Origin of the sequence: Enhygromyxa salina, from assembly GCF_002994635.1 — a bacterium.
GTDB lineage: Bacteria > Myxococcota_A > Polyangia > Nannocystales > Nannocystaceae > Plesiocystis > Plesiocystis salina_B.
Map to the genome: position 1 here is coordinate 74758 of NZ_PVNL01000130.1, position 13835 is coordinate 88592.

Here is a 13835-nt window from a genome sequence, read left to right on the forward strand (position 1 = left end):
CCCCCCAAAACCGAGTCCGAGCGGCTATGCTGGGGCGTGGCCGTCCACGAGCTTCGGATCGCTCCGCTGCCGATCTGGCTCGACGCCGGGCGCTTGCTAGGTCCGGCCGGGCCCGCGTCCGATCCTGGTGACGCGTCGCGGGGGTGGCACCTCGAGCCTCAGCCCGACGCGAGCGTCGTGGCGCGCGCGCAGCTCGACGGTGCGCGCGCGGCCGATCTGGCCGCGCGGCTGCGCGGGCTCGGCTTCGAGGGCCAGCCGCTGGTCTGCGAGATCCAGCCGCCGCTGCGCCGCTCCCAGGTTCGTCGCGCGCGGACCGAGGACGCCCGCCGCCGTCGCGTTGGCACCCCGGGTTTCTCACGGGCGGGCACGCGGCTCGACGAGGTTGGCCGCATGTCGCTGACCCCGGAGCTGCTCGCCATGGAGGTCGCCGAGCTGGCGGCGGGTCGCCCGGTCGTCGACGCGGGCTGCGGGGCCGGGGGCAACGCGATCGCGTTCGCGCGGGCGGGGTGTCGGGTCCACGCGATCGACCAGGATCTGGCGCGACTCGAGCTCGCGCGTCACAACGCTGGCGTCTATGGCGTCTCGGATCGGATCCAGTTCGTGCACGCGGACGCGCGAGCCTGGGTCGCGGCTCAGGCCGATCCTGGCGCGATCTTGTTCGTCGATCCACCGTGGGGCGCCGACTGGAGCCGCAGCGGCTGTGACCTGGCCTCGCTCCCGCTGCTGGCAGACCTGGTCCCGCTCGCAAGCAACTACGCCGCGCTGTGGGCCAAGGTCCCGCCGTCGTTTGCGACCGCGCAGCTGCTCGAGGGCGCCAGCGGTGACGCGCGGGCGCTGTTTGGCGCGGCCGAGGGCGACTACCGCCGGGTCAAGTTCGTGTTGGTGAGGCGCGGATGAGCAGCTCCACCGACGAGACCCTCAACGCGACGCTCGGCCCGACGACCGCGACCACCGAGCCAGGTCCCGATCTCGCCGAGCCGCGCCGGGGCGACGAGATCGGCCGCTACGTCGTGCTGGAGCGACTCGGTGCGGGCGGCATGGGGGTCGTGTTCGCGGCCTACGATCCCGAGCTGGATCGGCGCGTGGCCGTCAAGCTGCTGCGCCCGCGCGGGCGCGATCAGGCGGATGCACGGGCTCGCCTGGTCCGCGAGGCGCAGGTGCTGGCCAAGCTCGCCGACCCCAACGTGGTCACCGTGCACGACGTGGGCGAGCACGCCGGGCAGGTGTTCCTGGCCATGGAGCACGTGCGCGGCGTGACCCTGGACGCCCGCGTGGGCGCGGATCAGCCGTGGAAGGCGACGGTCGATCTGCTGATCCAGGCCGGTCGGGGTCTGGCCGCCGCCCACGAGGCCGGGCTCGTGCACCGTGACTTCAAGCCGCAAAACGTGATGGTCAGCACCAAGGGCCGGGTCCGGGTGATGGACTTTGGTCTGGCGCGGATCGACGGCGAGGTCGTCGACGGCGAGTCGACGGCGCGGCCAGGCGCGCTGACGGGGACGCCCGCGTACATGGCACCCGAGCAGTTCGCCGGCCACCCGGCCGACGCCGCGAGCGATCAGTTCGCGTTTTGTGTGACCTGCTTCGAGCTGCTCTACGGGCAGCGGCCGTTTCGCGGCGACACCGTGCCCGAGATCGCAGCCTCGGTCACGCTCGCCGAGATCGCGCCGCGGCCGGTCGGGAGCGGCGTGCCGATCTGGATCCACCGCATCATCTTGCGCGGCCTCAACCGCGATCCTGCGCTGCGCTGGCCCTCGATGCGCGAGCTGCTCGCCGCGCTCGAGCGCGACCCCGCGATCACGCGAACGCGCTGGCTGACCGTGACCGCCGTGGGCCTCGCGGTCGGGGTGGCGATCTTCGGACAGTATCAGGCGAGCGACCGCGGCATGCCGGCCGAGCGAGCCGTGCAGTTCTGCGCGGACCTGGACCAGCACCTCGTGGGGGTCTGGGATCCCGAGCGGCGCGCGGCCACCCGGGCGGCCTTGCTCGCGACGGATCTCCCCTACGCCAGCGCAACCTGGGAGCGGGTCGAGGCCGGGCTCGACGCGTGGAGCAGCGCGTGGGTCGAGCACCGAAGCGACGCGTGCCGGGCCACGCACGTGCGCAAGGAGCAGTCGGAGGAGGTCCTGGATCTGCGGGTCAAGTGCCTCGACGCGCGCCTGCGTGACCTGCGGGCGACGGTCGAGCTGCTCGCGGACGCCGACGCGGTCGTGGCCCGGCGCGCGGTCGAGGTCGTCGGCGCGCTCGGATCGATCGACGAGTGTGCCGACGTCGCGCGTCTGCGGGCCCGGGTCCCGCCGCCGAGCGACCCGGAGATCGCGGCCCGGATCGCCGAGCTCGAGGGCGACCTCGCGCGGGCGTGGGCTTCGCTGAGCGCGGGCAAGTACGGCCACGGCGTGGCCCTGGCCGAGCCGATCCTCGCCCAGGCCCGCGAGCTCGGGCACCCGCCGTTTGTGGCCCGGTCGCTGGCTGTGCTCGGGATCCTACGTCAGCAGATCGAGCCGAACGAGCAGGCCGCCGCGCTGCTCGACGAGGGCTACATGCTGTTCGTCGCCCACAACATGACCGCCGAGGCGAGCAAGGTCGCCTCGTACGCCGCCAAGCTGATCGGCTTTGACCTGGCGCGCCACACCGAGGGGCTGACCTGGGCGCGGCACGCCGAGGCGCTCGCGCGAGCCGCCGAAGACGACGCCCTGCTCGCGGCCGCCCACGCGGCGCGAGGGGAGATCCTCAATACCGCTGGCCAGCCCCAAGCGGCGCTGGAGGCCCACCAGCGCGCGCTCGAGCTGCGCCAGCAGGTGTTCGGTCCGCGCCATCGCCTGGTCGCGCGCAGCTGGTCGAGCCTGGGAACCGCGGCGGGGGCCAACGGTGACCACGCGACGGCGATGCGGCATCAGGAGCAGGCGCTCGAGCTCCTGCGCGAGACGCTTGGCGCGGATCATCCCGAGGTCGCTGACGTACTCAACAACCTGGGCAACGCCGCGTATGCGCTCGGTGATCTGGGTGAGGCCGCGCGGCTGTTCTCGGAGGCGCTCGCGATCCGTGAGCGGGCGCTAGGACCCGGTCACCCCGAGGTCGCCGCCGTGCTCAGCAACCTCGGCAACACCAACGCCGAGCGTGGCGACCTCGCGGCCGCGCGAACCCAGCTCGAGCGGGCGCTCGGCATTCGTGAAGCCGTCTTGGATTCGAACCACCCCGACGTGGGTGCGAGCCTGAGCAACCTTGGGGCTGTCATGCTCGACGCAGGAGACGTCGAGGGCGCCCGTGAGCTGTTTCGCCGGGCGGTCGAGGTCAAGCAGGCGGGGCTGGGTCCCGAGCATCCCAACTTGGTGAGCGCGCTGACCAACCTCGCGCTGACCGAGGCGCAGCTGAGCAACTTCGTGGACGCCAGCGAGCTGCTCGCGCGAGCGCTGCGGATCCGCGAGCAGGCCCTCGGTCCCGATCACCCCAAGCTCGCCTATACGCTCGAGGCCGTCGGCGAGGTGAGCATGCTGATGGGCGAGCCGGCGCGGGCGATCGATCCGCTCGAGCGCGCGCTGATGATCCGCAGCGCGCAGGCGGGGGATCCCAAGCACCTCGCCAAGCTGCGCTTCGAGCTGGGCAAGGCGCTGTGGGCTGCGGGGAGGTCACGCAGCCAGCAGCGCGCGCGCGCACGGTCGCTGATCGAGCAGGCCGAGGCCGAGCTCGCCGAGGCAGGCGAGGGGGCCGAGTCGCTCCGCGCCGACGTGCGCGCGTGGCTGGACGCGCACTGACACTAGCACTAGCTCGTCCCGCGACGCCGCAACGACTGCGCCGGCATGAGCGGGGTCGTGTCCCCGCAGAAGCTGAGGCCGAGACCGTCGAGCGCGGCGACCAGGCCCGCAGCGTCGAGGGACGGCAACCGGCGGCGCGCGACCGTGTAGCTGCAGTGCCCCACGGTCTTGTCCGCGCCGACTGAGCAGAACCGGGGGCTCGGCCCACAAGCGCTCAGGCAGGTCATGGATTGAAAGGGCGCACCAGCGACACGCGCGACGTCGGCGGGGGTCGGGGTGTCCGTGCCGCGCATCGGGAGGAACATGATCGCGTCATTGTGGATGCCGGCGCCCCAGAGCTGGGCGCGGGCGCTCGACGCTTCATCCAGCTCGGAGCGCCGAACGAGCAGGTTGACTCCGCTTCGGATCCCGAGTCGTCGCAGCTCTCGCACCTGTCGGATCACGCGAGTGACCTCTGTGGTGCGAGCCGGGTAGTGGATGCTGATATGGAGCTTGTCCGGGTTCAGCTTGGAGACGCGGGCGATCTGCTCGTCGAGGAGCAGGCCGTTGCTCGTCATCGAGAGGAACACCGCGCCGCGCAGGGCAGCAAAGACGGCGCCGAGGCCTTCGTATTGAAGGGGCTCTCCGCCACCAAGCGAGAGGGCCTTCGTGCCGTGTCGAACGAGACTGCGGGCAAACCCAATGACCTCGTCGGGATGCCACTCGTCGCGTGCGCTCGGTTCGCTCGCGTTGTAACAAAACCCGCACGCCTTGGCGCAGCGGCGGGACAACTCGAGCGACACACGCTCTGGGGTTTCCAAGCCCACGGCGCCTCAGCGCAGCCCGAGGTAGACGACGGCGATGACGACGATGACCAGCGCCGTGACCAGGAGCAGCCTGCTCCTCGGATGTTGGGTTGCTGCGGTGTCCAGACGCCCCGGTGTCTCGCCCGTTCGCAGGTCGGCCTCGCTCCATGACTGACACTCGTCGTTTTCATAGTGGTCGGCGAGTTGGATCGACTCGGCGCGCGAGAATTGGACGTCCATGTGCTCGGCCATCGCCAGCAGCTCACTCGAGGCCTTCGACTCGCTGGCGATGAAGGGTTCGCGCACGTAGTGACCGGGGATGGACCAGTCGCCGTGGGCGTAGAACGCGACCGGAAGGCGTTCGCGCATCTGCGTGTCTTCGAACAGGTCCTCGAACGCGGGCGCGAACCCAATGAAACCCGACGATTCCATCATGAGCGCGAAGCGGTCACGGTCGGGCCCGGGCACGACTTCGACGAGTCGCGGGTTGCGTGGGTAGGTGTTCGCCTGGCCGAGCGGTTTGATCGCCGCCGCCGCGTCCGCTGCGGTTTCGAACAGCGCGGCGAAGGGCTGGCTCCGATCGAGGCGCGAAGTGTCCGACCCGGTCTGACGGGCGATCCACGGCAGGACGTACTCGGTCCACGGGTCGACGGCTCCACCGGCCTCGCCGGTGGTCAACTTGGCGGACGCGGGCAAGGCCCCGGCTTCGCCAGTGTCGAAGTGCGCGAGCTGTCCGTCGCGGTCTACCGCGAACCAACCGCTGTCCATGCTGTGGGCGGCCGAGTAGTTCGTGGCGGCGTCCCACGCGTGGAGGATGGACTCGGGTCGTGTCACGTTCGCAACTCCAGCGCTCGAGCGCCACGCTAGCACGCAAGCCGCGGGCTTGGCGATCTGCTCGCCACCCATGAGCCGGTCGGATACATACCGCGAGGCAGCCAGCAGATCTTCACGACCTACCAGTCCACAGGGCAGCCCACGCGCGACGAGTACCTGGGGTTGTTGAGCTTCCTGCCCAGCTACACGCTCACACAGATCCCAAGGCTGACAAACTGGGCCCCTGGGCTGGCGCCGGTGACCGTCCCCGCCGGTACGATGGCCTGGTACCAGCGCGCCCGCGAGCGCCTGGGACCCGAGAGCTCCTTGATGATCTGATCGCCGAGGGTCTGCTGCGCGTGGTCGCGTCCCAGGCCTAACGCCGACTACCCTCAAAGTTCTTCGCGGCGCTCCATCCCTGGGTCTGCAGGAGCGACCCCAGATTTGCTGGCGGCTGTTTCACTCGGTAGGCGAACGCACGACCGCAGCCGACCAACGGATGCTGATCGGCCGCGAGTCCCGACGATCACCGGTCGCGCTCGTCAGTCCCAGCAGTTCCCGACGCTGCACGTCCCGGTGCACCAACTGTGTTGGTTCCCGGTCGGGCCCGCGATCATGGTCAGGCTTTTTTGCGCGTCCGAGCAGAAGATGCCGTAGTCGCCCGCGGCCGCGTTACCGGTGATCGAGAACTCCGAGGCTTGGTAGTTGGGCCCGGATGCGCCGATTCCATTGTCCCAGCCAGCATAGCTGACATAGTGGATTGCAAACGCCTTCGCGGGGAGCATGTCCGAGCCCAACCAGACGGCACCAACGTAGTAGCCGCTCGCCAACGCAGTGTCCCAGTTCCCCGCCCCGTAGTCCATATGAACGTTGATCGAGCCGTTGCCGTGGCAATTGTAGGCGAACCCGCGAATACGGTGGGCCCCCCCCGTCACGAACGTTGGATTGCCCGCGGTCTTCGAGCGCATCGTGAGCGCGGCCAACCTGCCTTTGACGGCCGAGTTGTTGTTCACCGCGGGGATGCAAGATCCCTCCTGCGTTGCCAGGGGGTAGTCGCAGTCGCCAGCGTTGCAGTACCAATAGTCACGGACCGTGTTCTGGAACCCGAGCGCGTCACCGCAGGTGGACGCCGACGTATAGCCCAGCCCAAACACCGAGCGCGCCGTCGAGATCTGCGTGGCCGTACAGGTTCCGTAGGCGTGGGGCTCGAGCGGCTGGGCTTGGATCTGGGTCGCGTGGTCGAGCTTCTGTCGTACATCTGCCCGCAACGAGTCAACTTGATCGGGATCCGCGAGCAATGCCAACTCTGCTGGCGTCGCACGCTCGAGCAACCGTTGCGGAACCGTGGTCGGTTCGTCCGCGATCGCCACCCAGGCTTGGATCGGCGAGAGTGACTCGGCCGTGTCCATGTCGAGGAGCGGAGTATCCTCGGCCGTCCCCGAGATCAGGAGCAACACCTCATTGTCGTTACCCGAGTCTCGCCATTCGACCGACGAAGTGCGCCGCTCGACGCGGGCGAGCAGCGCTGGTGCGCGCGGCGCTTCGATCTCTGGCTCGTCATCGGGGGTCGCGTCGATCTCGAGAAAGCCGTACTCGACATCGCCGAGTGGGTCGGCGTTGGCCTCGGCCTCGAGGGCATCGGCGACATCGTTGTTTGGCTCATCGCTGTCGCAGCCGACCATTGCGAGCAGTGTCAAGCATGACAGCGCTGCGGGAAATGCGAGGGAGCGGATGTAGGAGTCTGGTTTTGTCATCGCAAGCGTAGTTCCAGCAGCCGCCCGCCGGATCACGGAAACTCGACCTCACCGCGCGCCACTCAGCTGTCGGCGCGCGCGCTCCCGGCGAAGTCCCTGCACCTAGGCGGGGGCGTAGCGAATGGGCTGCTGGTGGTTGATGCGCGCGAAGCAGCGTGGATGTAGGGGGCGCAGCCGAGCCCGGCGGGGCGTGGTCGATCGGCCCGCGCGCGCGGGCCAGCGCGGTCTCGATCGCGGCCGCGCCTTGGATCGCGTCCAGGATCACATGCAGCGCGCGAGCCCTCCGCATCTCGTCAGTTGCGAGCGCCCGCGGATCCACACCCCGCAGCAGCTCGCGCTCACGCGGGCCAAGCTCCATTAGCGGCCCATCTCCGCGGACCAACGCCGCATACAGGCGCGATGTCGTCGGGCTTGTCGGCAATCTTCAGCAAGCGCATCGCACCGCGGCAGCGCGGGCAGGTCATGATGTCGACCGCGAACACCCGCAGGGAGACAGCGCCGAGGTTGCAGACCAAGCCGAAGTCGAGGCCCGCGAGGGTACCGCGAACGGCGAGACCTGATAGGCGAGTCGGAGTGGCTCATGGATGAGCCGCTCATGATCCGATTCGTCGATTGATACGTCTCCATATTCCTCGAGATGGAGACTCGTGTGCGCTCGGGCCCACTAATGGGCCCCAAACGCCGCTGGACTACCAGATCGGCAAGTTGGTGACCGTCATCGTGATGTCGTCGTCGTAGTTGAGCTGCAGCTCCGCGCCTTTGAGATTGGGGTACTCGAAGTCGACCTGGACCACGGTCGCGGTATTCTGGTTGTTCATGGCGGCGACGATCGTCTCGTCGAGGGTGATGAGGTTCGACTCGTGGTTGGTGTTGTAGACGATCAGGTAGGCTTCGTTGATCGCAAGCATGACGGTCCATGGCGTGAGGCTCATGCCCAGGTAGGCGGTGTGCTGGCCAGGCCCCTGGACATCCTTGCCCGCCGTGCAGTTGTCACACGCCGGCCGCGTGGGGGACGGATTGACCATCGCGTCCGTCATGTCGAAGTACATCGGAAAGTCGTTGTTGAGCGAACCGGCTGCGTCGCCGAGGTCGAAGGTGAACAGAACGGACTGCAGGTCGGCTGCGGCGGCGATCTGCGGGACCCTGGAGCCGATGAACAAGTAGGGATCTGGATCGGGCGTCGAGCAGGAAACAATGATGCTCTGCGTTGCGAGGTTCGCTTGGATCGCCATGCAGATGTTGACCATCCGCATGAACTCACCCGAATTCACCCCGGCGTCCGCGGTCCGGCCGAGCGCGATGCCGGAGTCGGCGATCGCATCGCTCAGCTGCACGGGGCTGAGAGATGGATCGAGCCACCACTCGAGGGCCGAGGCCGCCGACATTACCGCCGTCGAGACCGAGGTCCCAGTGAGCATGAAGCTGTCGAGGGCGAAGTTGTGGGCGGCGACGCCGTTGGCGGCGATCATGGTTTGCGAGCCCGTCGAGCGGCCGTTGGTCAGTGGATCGCCCGTGGCATCGACGCCGCTGATGGCGTTGGGTTGCCAGCTGCCGTAGTCGGTCGACCAACCGTCGTAGCCATAGATTGTGTCGAGCAACGCCGGGCCGTAGCCCATCGAGATGCACTCGACCTCGCTGGGGGCAGGGAACGCGTCGTCGAGGTTACCGGGGAACAGCAGCCCATCTGGCTCTTCCCCCAGCACGACCTCGTGCGGGAGCGCGTTACCGCCGGCGATGTTGACCGGGATCCCGAGGCAGGCCAGCGTCCGCATCGCGGCGATCAGCGACTGGGTGGCTTCGGAGGCGTACTCGTCCACGCTCAGCGGGGGGCCGCCGAGCGACGCGTTGACGATCGATCGCGTTTGGTTCAACGCATTGTAGTTTCCCGCGAGGTGCAACGTTGCTGCGGTCATGAACGCGACGCTGAGATCGGGGGCGGTCCCTTTGACGCCTCCGCCTGGGTGGACGACACTCACGTCGCCGTCCATGCGCGGGAGCCCGACGATCGGGATGATGTCGATGGCCGCCTCGGCGCCCTCGGTGAGGAGCTCCAGCAGGCGCGCGAGGTTCTCGCCGTGCTCGTCTAGGGCCGGGAGGTTGGGCCCGGCCCAGTTGTCGACCAGGAAGATGTTGACGTCGTGGCCGCTGGCCAGTGCGAGCGTCGCCGGGTTTACGCGACCCACGGAGGCCAGGAAGGTGTCGGCGAACTCCTGCTCGAGCTTGAGATTGTCGCCCAAGCCGCTCATTGGCATCGCGCTCAGGCAGCTGACGCCAGCGGTGCGTGGACTGACGATAAGTGGGCTCGCGTCCATCGCCCACACCAATTCGTCGTAGTAGTCGGCGGCGTCCTCTTCAGCCACGTTCTCGTCAAGGACGTACTCACAGTAGGTGCCGAACGGGTCCGCGGGCGCGATGAAGCCTTGCAGCCCGACCGGGAGCTTGTCCTTGAGGCTCGTAACCGACCAACCGGAGGGGAGGCCGGCGAACGTACAGACCCCAAGCGCGCTCCCACGCGCGATCACGGGGAGCCGACCTTGGGTGAAGCACGCGTTGCGAGGATCGACTGGCAGATTGGTGGGCGACCAGGTCTGCTCGGCCTCGGGTCCCGCCTCGCCGTCGGCGATGGATCCGAAGGGCGCGGGGCCGTCGGTTTCGTGGGTGACGTCGTCGAGAAGCTCTGGTTGGGTATCGTCGAGGTCGCAGCCACCAAGCAGCAAAGATCCCATGATCAAGCAGATCAAGCAGATCAAGCAGCTCGAGTAGTTCATCTTGCATATTTTCCGTCGCACGGCGGTGTGGTTCCAAGCCACCCGTGTGGGTTTAAGCGTGCGCCCAATTTCTAACCATCGCGACCTGTGAGCCTACGCACAAGTTAACAGGCGGCTATCATGTGGATATTCCGGCGTACTTGGGTGCCCAGGCGCCGAAATCTCCACTGAACGGCTACACCACGATGATGCCCGACAGGTCAGGCCCTGTCCTTGACCAGCCGTCCGACGAACAGGAGGAGCAACGCCCCCACGGTAGCGATCCCGAGGCTGCGGAGGTCAAAGCCGGTGATCGAGCCGAAGCCGAGGAAGGATCCGACGTAGCCGCCGACGAACGCTCCCGCGATGCCCAGGACGATGGTGAACACCCAACCATCGTCTTTGGTCGGCATCAAGAATTTTGCGATGACGCCCGCGAGCAGACCGAGGATGATCCAACTGAGGATGCCCATGATGCCTCCATGCTAGGTCGGTTTGTGGCATCCGCCAGGGCGCATGCGAGCCTGGTGTGCCTGATCACCGGCGACGCAACAATTGCCGGTGCTATGGTTGAATTCCGACGACACTTGGTGATCAAATGAAATGGCACTTGGGGCAGCCCAGCGACCCAACTCTCGACGGCAGCACCCTCGTCAGCCCTGCCTGGGCGAGGGCTCGCGCGAGGCTGCTGGCCGATCGCTAGCAGCGGGTTCGCTGTGGCTCTCGGGCGCGCTCTTGCGCTGCCGGAGAGACGAAGTTCCTGGCGCGGGCGTACCCCACATCTTCTCGTCGTAGGGTCCCGCGTCCGGGGTCTTGGATGCCGTGTCGCCGTGGTCGACCTCGACCTTGCCGTTTTTCTTGGCTGCAGCCATGACCGCCTTGGGCAGGGTCGGGCTGCGACCGCCCACCCAGCGACGAATCAACGCCATCCCTTCACCGCATGGCGCGAGATGTCGATGTGCAACATTTTCATGGACTCGCGAATCGATCCGCGTTGGTCCACTCGCACAAACCATGTCAGCTGTTGCGACATGAAGGACGAACCCATCTACGACATTCTCAAGCGCGACCACGAGGCCGTCCAGGCGATCCTCGACGAGCTCGACGAGACCGAAGGCGAGGCCGACCGGATGACTCTCCTCGAGCGCCTCGAGGGCGACCTCCTGCCGCACATGCACGGTGAGGAGAGCGTGTTTTACGCCGTCCTCCGCGAGGACGACGACACCCGGGAGATCGCGCTGGACGCCAAGGAGGAGCACCGGGCCGCCACCCACGTGATCCGTGAGCTCCAACGCCTGAGCCCCAGCAACGAGTTGTGGAAGGCCCGTTTTCACGTGCTCAAGAAGAACATCGAGCACCACGTCCGCGAGGAGGAGGGCAAGATGTTCAAGAAGGCGAAGAAGGTGCTGGACCGCGAGCAGGCGATCGAGATCGGCAAACAATTCCTCGCCGCCAAGCGGGAGTTCACTGCCGAGCAGGACTCGGTCCCCAAGACGGGCTGATCGATAGCGTCGCACGACCTCCACGGGAGCTGCCCCGGCAGCAGTCGCGTCGCTGTGCTTGATCGCCGACATGATCCACACGTTGCCCGACCACGGCGTGTTCGCGGCTCACGCCAACCCGCGACCGGAGGTCGCGAGCGAGCCCCAGCTGGTGACGAGCTGCTCGATCTCTGCGCGCAGGGGTTCGGAAATCTACAAGGGCCAACTTGTTGTGCCCGCTGACCAACCTCGCGCTGACCGAGGCGTAGCTGAGCAACTTGGTGGAGGCTGGCGAGCTGCTCGCGCGAGCGCTGCGGATCCGCGAGCAGGCTCTCGGTCCCGATCACCCCAAGCTGGCCTTTACGCTCGAGGCCGTCGGCGAGGTGAGCATGCTGATGGGCGAGCCGGCGCGGGCGATCGAGCCGTTCGAGCGCGCGCTGGTGATCCGCAGCGCGCAGGCGGGGGATCCCAAGCACCTCGCCAAGCTGGCCTTCGAGCTGGGCAAGGCGCTGTGGGCTGCGGGGAGGTCACGCAGCCAGCAGCGCGCGCGCGCACGGTTGCTGATCGAGCAGGCCGAGGCCGAGCTCGCCGAGGCAGGCGAGGGGGCCGAGTCGCTCCACGCCAACGTGCGCGCGTGGCTGGACGCTCACTGACCCAGCGGGACGACTTGGCGATCCGACGAAAGGGGTCGCGCAGCAGGCCCAGATAGGTACGGGTGCCGCGACCCCCATCGGATGTCCTTTCCGCCGGGTGCGACTCGAGATGGCTGATGTACCCCGCAGAGCGGCTACGTGGATGATACTCTGGAGTAGCGATGACTCTGCTCATCAATCGGCACCGGGTGCTCGACTTGGCGGTGTGGCTTGCCCCGTGTCTGGCTCTCACCCAGACCCTCGGGTGCACCCTCGTGCCGTTCTGTGACGCCGTGCCGGATAGTCAGGATTGCTTGGTGGCCGACGGATCAGGGACCGGCGGCGACGGCGACGTCGACGGATCAGGGGACGGCGACGGCGACGGCGACGGATCAGAAACCGGCGATGGCGACGGCGACCACGACCAGCCGCCATCGATTGACGTGTTCACGATCAACGGCGACGAGGTTGTTTTTCTGGTCGAGGCGGCCGGCGGCGTCGCCCTTCAGGTCATCGCGTCGGACCCCGATGGTGATCTCGCGCGTGTCGAGTTCGAAGCCGACAACCAGCTGCTCGGGTCGGTCAGCGGCGCGGGCCCTGAATTCGACTTGGAGTGGTTGCTGAGCGGGCCCGAGCACAACGGCCAACACACCGTCACCGTGACGGCCTACGACGCGGCGGACAACGCGAGCGCGCCCGTCAGCCTGGAGCTTGGCGTCAGCATGCCCGATGGCGGGACTGAGCTAGACCAGTGGACCTACGATGGCGGGCTGCTCGACGCGGTCTACGACGTCGCGGTCTCGCCGGATGGCGACCAGGTCGTGCTCGCGGGGCAGACTTCGACGATGAACGGCAGCGGTCAGCGCGTCGATCGCGTGGTCGGGCAAGCCTGGGCAGACAAGCTCGAGCTGACCTCGATCAGCGCCTCGGGCGTGGTGTGGGCTGACGGGACCTTTGTCGTCGCGGGCTCGGAGTTCGCCAACATGGAGATCAACACCATGCTCTACGCCTACGACACAGCTGGAGCCGTGTCGAACCAGTGGCTATTCGACGGCTCGAAGCCAGAGCTTGGCAACCCCGAGCTCAGCGATCTGCCCAGCGGGCTCGAGCGTGACAGCAGCGGCCGGCTCTACGCGATCGGGACCTACACACCCCAGTCCGGGCCGCTGATCGGCATGAAATCCAGCTACATGTTGGCCGTGACGCCGAACGGCGACCAAGAGTGGCTGCGGTGGCCGACCGAGAGCCCCGACATCGACGGGGCGGTCCTGTTGACCGAGCTCACGGTGGCGCCTACCGGGGATCTCGCCGCGGTCGGAACCAACGTCACCAGCGGTGAGCTGTGGATGAGCCGTTGGGACGCGGATGGGCTGCTACTGAGCGAGCTCACCCTGGCCGAGGGCAGCGCGAGCGAGGGTCATGCGATCGCCGCTGCGAAGGACGGGGCGCTGGTGATCGGTGGCGGGGTCGAGACCAACGGCGACCTGGCTTCGTGGCTGCGCAAGGTCGACGCCAACGATGCCGAGCTGTGGACGGCCGCGCCCGCCCAGACCGGCGCGGGCGTGACCGCGGCGATCGCCGTCGATCCCTGGGGTGAGATCGTCAGCGTGTCGACCGAGGGCTGCGACGTTGGTGGCGGCGGCTTGCTCGTGTGTGAGTTGGTGGCACGCAAGTACGACGCCGACGGCACGCTGATGTGGACGGCGACGTGGGACGCGCAGACATTATCGGGGCCGGTCAACAACCTGCCCGGGTTTGATGCTTCGGTCGCGATCGATCGCTTCGGATACATCTATGTCACCGCGATCGTGTACACCATGAACACCGGCACCGACTGGTGGATGCGCAAGCTCAACCCGTAGCTGGTGAGTCCC

General features: G+C 67.7%; 12 protein-coding genes. 6 read left to right on the top strand and 6 right to left on the bottom strand.

All coding sequences use genetic code 11. From position 1 onward, the window contains the following. The first annotated feature begins 36 nt into the window (after window positions 1–36). Window positions 37–897 carry a methyltransferase domain-containing protein gene (locus ENSA7_RS33660; RefSeq protein ID WP_106093513.1) on the top strand — a complete coding sequence of 287 codons (861 nt, stop codon included), beginning with the start codon at window positions 37–39 and terminating at the stop codon, window positions 895–897. Continuing rightward, the gene (locus ENSA7_RS33665) at window positions 894–3749 is read left to right on the top strand and encodes a serine/threonine-protein kinase (RefSeq protein ID WP_106093514.1); all 2856 of its coding nucleotides are present in this window, start codon (window positions 894–896) and stop codon (window positions 3747–3749) included. The genes ENSA7_RS33660 and ENSA7_RS33665 overlap by 4 nt, the downstream gene beginning before the upstream one ends. Window positions 3750–3757: 8 nt before the next feature. On the opposite strand, the gene ENSA7_RS33670 is transcribed toward ENSA7_RS33665, so the two are convergent. Then, window positions 3758–4555: a radical SAM protein gene (locus ENSA7_RS33670; RefSeq protein WP_219908106.1), complete on the bottom strand. Its 798-nt coding sequence runs from the start codon at window positions 4553–4555 to the stop codon at window positions 3758–3760. A 6-nt stretch (window positions 4556–4561) separates the two neighbouring features. Continuing rightward, window positions 4562–5212, bottom strand: a complete 651-nt coding sequence (locus ENSA7_RS33675; protein ID WP_146158446.1) for a hypothetical protein — start codon at window positions 5210–5212, stop codon at window positions 4562–4564. A gap of 321 nt (window positions 5213–5533) precedes the next feature. Between ENSA7_RS33675 and ENSA7_RS44490 the strand changes: the two genes are divergently transcribed. After that, window positions 5534–5686: a hypothetical protein gene (locus tag ENSA7_RS44490; protein WP_181234365.1), complete on the top strand. Its 153-nt coding sequence runs from the start codon at window positions 5534–5536 to the stop codon at window positions 5684–5686. Window positions 5687–5889: 203 nt separating this feature from the next. Here the strand turns inward: ENSA7_RS44490 and ENSA7_RS33680 are convergent, their stop codons facing one another. The 4 genes from ENSA7_RS33680 to ENSA7_RS44495 all read right to left on the bottom strand — a co-directional run bounded on the left by ENSA7_RS33680 (window position 5890) and on the right by ENSA7_RS44495 (window position 10777). Continuing rightward, entirely contained in the window at window positions 5890–7044 is a 1155-nt protein-coding gene (locus ENSA7_RS33680; RefSeq protein ID WP_146158447.1) for a hypothetical protein, read from the bottom strand. Window positions 7045–7790: 746 nt separating this feature from the next. After that, a complete protein-coding gene (locus tag ENSA7_RS33685) occupies window positions 7791–9869 on the bottom strand; it encodes a S8/S53 family peptidase (protein WP_106093517.1) in 2079 nt (692 codons plus the stop codon). A 200-nt stretch (window positions 9870–10069) separates the two neighbouring features. Beyond that, window positions 10070–10321 carry a GlsB/YeaQ/YmgE family stress response membrane protein gene (locus ENSA7_RS33690; protein ID WP_106093518.1) on the bottom strand — a complete coding sequence of 84 codons (252 nt, stop codon included), beginning with the start codon at window positions 10319–10321 and terminating at the stop codon, window positions 10070–10072. A 180-nt stretch (window positions 10322–10501) separates the two neighbouring features. Beyond that, window positions 10502–10777: a hypothetical protein gene (locus ENSA7_RS44495; RefSeq protein WP_106093519.1), complete on the bottom strand. Its 276-nt coding sequence runs from the start codon at window positions 10775–10777 to the stop codon at window positions 10502–10504. A 102-nt stretch (window positions 10778–10879) separates the two neighbouring features. Between ENSA7_RS44495 and ENSA7_RS33700 the strand changes: the two genes are divergently transcribed. The 3 genes from ENSA7_RS33700 to ENSA7_RS33715 all read left to right on the top strand — a co-directional run bounded on the left by ENSA7_RS33700 (window position 10880) and on the right by ENSA7_RS33715 (window position 13823). Continuing rightward, window positions 10880–11350, top strand: a complete 471-nt coding sequence (locus ENSA7_RS33700) for a hemerythrin domain-containing protein (protein ID WP_181234366.1) — start codon at window positions 10880–10882, stop codon at window positions 11348–11350. 260 nt (window positions 11351–11610) lie between these two features. Beyond that, window positions 11611–11982, top strand: a complete 372-nt coding sequence (locus ENSA7_RS33705; protein ID WP_244924003.1) for a tetratricopeptide repeat protein — start codon at window positions 11611–11613, stop codon at window positions 11980–11982. A 161-nt stretch (window positions 11983–12143) separates the two neighbouring features. Then, the gene (locus ENSA7_RS33715) at window positions 12144–13823 is read left to right on the top strand and encodes an Ig-like domain-containing protein (RefSeq protein WP_181234368.1); all 1680 of its coding nucleotides are present in this window, start codon (window positions 12144–12146) and stop codon (window positions 13821–13823) included. The last annotated feature ends 12 nt before the right edge of the window (window positions 13824–13835 follow it).

Bases quoted from the DNA above. Each gene is read 5' to 3' on its own strand.
- ENSA7_RS33665 (WP_106093514.1), top strand. From the start codon at position 894: ATGAGCAGCTCCACCGACGAGACCCTCAACGCGACGCTCGGCCCGACG.
- ENSA7_RS33685 (WP_106093517.1), bottom strand. From the start codon at position 9,869: ATGAACTACTCGAGCTGCTTGATCTGCTTGATCTGCTTGATCATGGGA.
- ENSA7_RS33690 (WP_106093518.1), bottom strand. From the start codon at position 10,321: ATGGGCATCCTCAGTTGGATCATCCTCGGTCTGCTCGCGGGCGTCATC.
- ENSA7_RS44495 (WP_106093519.1), bottom strand. From the start codon at position 10,777: ATGGCGTTGATTCGTCGCTGGGTGGGCGGTCGCAGCCCGACCCTGCCC.
- ENSA7_RS33700 (WP_181234366.1), top strand. From the start codon at position 10,880: ATGAAGGACGAACCCATCTACGACATTCTCAAGCGCGACCACGAGGCC.
- ENSA7_RS33715 (WP_181234368.1), top strand. From the start codon at position 12,144: ATGACTCTGCTCATCAATCGGCACCGGGTGCTCGACTTGGCGGTGTGG.